The sequence below is a fragment of the Streptomyces sp. NRRL WC-3549 genome, assembly GCF_000721935.1.
Classification (GTDB): Bacteria; Actinomycetota; Actinomycetes; order Streptomycetales; family Streptomycetaceae; genus Streptomyces.
The window spans coordinates 22,088-25,194 of sequence record NZ_KL585423.1; the positions used below are offsets into that span (position 1 = coordinate 22,088).

At 75.3% G+C, this 3,107-nt stretch carries 1 protein-coding gene; it reads right to left on the bottom strand.

The features are described from left to right. The coding region (locus IH13_RS0126455) for a lonely Cys domain-containing protein (protein ID WP_031088483.1) at nt 1–3,107 on the bottom strand (3,107 nt) is incomplete at both ends.

Sequence of the window (3,107 nt, forward strand, 5' to 3'; positions counted from 1 at the left end):
CCTGCCGGCGGGTCCAGTTGCGGCCCGAGGGCACACCGCCGGTCGTCAGGCGGGTGGTGTCGTCGAGGGCCCCCTGGCGTACCAGGTCCCACGCCGCGAGATCCGACGGGTCCGACGGGTCGAACCCGGACACCGCCGCGCCCGCCATCAGCCACAGCAGCCGCTCACGGGCCTCGTCCGGCGACAGGTCGGCCCCGGCGGGAACGTGCAGCACCTTCCTCGCCGCCGCCACCGGGTCGGACACGGCCCGCACCGCCTCGGCGCCCTTGACCGTGCCCCACACCAGCCGGCTCACGTCCACCCGGGTCACGGCGCGTTCCGGCGGAAGCCTCAGCACGTCGATGGCCGTCGCCGCCAGGTCCCGGCCGGCCAGCTGCTTCAGCGCCCAGTCCATCGACGGCATCGGCGTGTAGTCGTGGAGCGTCAGCTGCCGTCCGCCGGCCCCGTCCGCCCTCCGGGCCGCGTCGGACAGCACGCGGCGGACCTCGTCCGGGGACGGCGCGTCGTTGCTGGTGCGCCCGTGACGCGCGTGCACGACCAGGTGCAGGTGGTGCAGGGTGAACGGGCCCGCCACCCGCAGGTGCGGGTCCGCCCGGCGCATGTTCTCCAGCGCGCCGAGGCCCTGCAGCAGGGTGCGGAACTCCGGGTCCGCGTGGACCTCGGCACCGAAGGTCCGGCGCAGGGCTCGCACCAGCCGGGCCGTGGTGTCCTGTACGTCCTGCGGGGCCGGGCCCGGATCGGGGTGCAGCCCCGCCCACCGCGCCAGGTCCGTGAGCTGGGCCGTGTCCGGCTCGGGAAGCAGCAGGCGGCGCTCCCCCGCCTCGCCCGAGGGGCTCGTCAGCACGCCCGCCTTCGGGGACTCGCCCCGCATCAGCACGTGCACCCGGTCCACCGCCAGGACGCCGGCACCGCTGCCGTTCGCCACGCCCTGGGCGTAGGAGGTCGTTCCCAGGACGTCGAACACGTACGGAGGCGTCGCCGCGTCCGTCACGTACGGCAGGTCCTCCGCCACCGCGTCGGCCCAGCACGCACCCAGGTCGATCACGGCGCGGGGGCCGAGCTTCCTCATGCTCGGCCGGCGGCCCAGGAACCGGCCCGTCTCCGTTCCCCCCACCTGCACCGGCGGACGGCCGTCCGTCACCTCCATCACCCCCCGCAGCGGCATGCCGTGCTGGGAGAAGTGGTAGACCGGCCGCCCCGCCTCAAGAAGCGGGACGGGGTCGCCGAGCGCCCGTTCCGTCACCGGATCGAACTGGGAGAACGCGGAGATCTCCCCCAGGACCTCGAACACCGGCTCGTTCGTCACGAGGTCGGGGTCGGACATCGTGACGCGGCCGAACGAGCGGCCCTCGTCGCCGATCGTCCGCGTCTTGACCGCATGGTCCGGGACGACCGTGCCGTCCAGCGTGGTGACGAAGCCCTCGTCCGGCACTCCGTCCGGCCCCAGGTCGTTCGCGTCACTGCCGAACCAGCCGCCCAGCGGAAGCCCCTGCGACCGCTGGTTCTCGACGACGATCCGGTGCGTGCCGGACACCGGATCGAGGACCAGGCCCACCTGGCCGCTGTGCGCCCAGACGCCGTCCCGGCCTGCCCGGAACGCCAGGGTCCGGGGCATGGCCAGACCCTGGTCGCCCCCGTGGTTCAGCACCAGGACGACCGGCACACCGGCCGGGAGCCGGGCCACCCCGGGGTCACGGGCCACCAGCTCCACGAACTCCTGCCAGGGGACCCTCGTCCGGTCCTGGCCCCAGGGCAGCAGAACGTGGTCGTGGCCGCCCTCGGCCACCACCACGTAGGCACCCGCGTCCGCGTCCCACATCGGTTCCAGCGGTCCCTGGAACTGGCCGTTGCGCCGCTGCCACACCCGCGACGTGTCCACCGCGCCGACCGGCCGCCCGGTGAGGTTCAGTCCCTGGTACGAGCCGTCCCCCGCCACGATGTGGTGCTCGTGGTTCAACGCGCCCCGGGCCGCCAGGTGATAGGCGCCCAACGACGCCGTGCTCGACGACCATCCGGCGGCCATCGCGTTCTCCACCAGCGTGAACAGCTCGGCCCGGAGATCCGCGGAGACCTCGGCGTCCCCGGGCACGTGCAGGACGCGTCGCGCCAGGGTGTCCACGTCGACGGCGCCGCCCGGCCCGTCCAGGAGACGCAACCGCTCCAGCTCGGCGACGGCCGCCGACTGCGGGGGCGTGACCACCTCGGCCGTCACCCGGCCCGCACCACCCGTGCCCACGCGCACGGTGATCTCGAACAGGTCCGCCAGGTCCCCGGCGCCGAGTTCCACCAGCGCCTGGGTCAGATCGTCCAGGACCGACGCGGCGACCGCCTCCACCCGGTCCCGTGCGGAACGGCCACTGCGGCCGAACCCCGTCAGCACCACCTCGGGCGCCGGCACCCCGGCCCGTAGGTTCAGCACACCGGCGGCCGCCACCCGGCCCGCCAACGCCTTCAGCTCCCGGCCGTCGTCCTGGCTCACCGAGGCCGACCCCGGGCCGAACCCGACCGTCACCGCCGGCGCCTCGGGCGCACCGCCGGGCAGCCGCGGAGGCAGACCCAGCTCACGCCGTACCCGGCTCGCCAGGTCCGTCCCGGAGACGGCGTGCGTACCGTGCACGGCGAGGTGTTCGGCCACCTGTCGCACGGCGTCGCGGAAGTCGCCGCGCGCGTGACGGGAGTCGGAGAGTACGGGGTGCAGCTCCAGCGGCAGCACCAGCGAGGTCGCCCGCCGCCAGGCTTCGGCCGGGTCCGTACCGGCCGGGAGCCCGGAGGCACCGGACAGCGCGAGCGCGAAGTCGTCGTGGGCCGAGCGCCAGGTACGGCGGGCGGCGCGGGCCGCGATGCCGTCGAGCGCGCCGGTCCAGGGCCCGGGCCGGTTCATCAGCAGCCGGACCTGGTCGACGGGGCCGAGCCCGCTCTCGCCGGCCCGCACGAAGCCGTTGAGGGCGGCCTGGAGTGCCGGGCCCTCGGCCAGGGTGATCCCGGCGGCGGTCAGGTCGTCCGTGGTCAGGACGGTGTCGGGCGCCGGCCGCGGCGGGTCGTCGGGGAGGTCGTCGGCGGTGATCAGGGCGGCGGTGCGCCGCCGTTCGGCGTCCGTACGGCTGACG